Source organism: Belnapia sp. AC561 (assembly GCF_979252845.1).
This window is the reverse complement of record NZ_CEEDBP010000534.1, coordinates 1-232: the sequence shown is the minus strand read 5'-3', so window position 1 is coordinate 232 and position 232 is coordinate 1. Positions and strand designations below refer to the sequence as shown.

The 232-nt window shown below is 71.6% G+C and carries 1 protein-coding gene; it reads left to right on the top strand.

What is annotated here, in order from left to right:
- A partial coding sequence (locus tag AC0IW9_RS32155) for a hypothetical protein (RefSeq protein ID WP_471652328.1) occupies positions 1-232 on the top strand: 232 nt, incomplete at both ends.

The following is a 232-nucleotide window of genomic DNA, read 5'->3' as shown; positions in this document are numbered from 1 at the left end:
CGCCTGTTCCCGAGGAAACGCTGAACCTCGCCGGCGACACCGCGGTCGTCAGCTTCGTCACCGGGGCGAAGGCCAGCCAGACCGAACTGGTGCAGGCGATCACCGCGCATCAGGCGGCGATCCGCGCCAGCCTGATCGGGCCACCGGGGCTCGGCGTCGATCAACGCACGGGCGAACTCGTCGCGGTGGTGTCCGGCCGCGATGTCGAGCGCGAGGGGGTCGAGCCGCTACG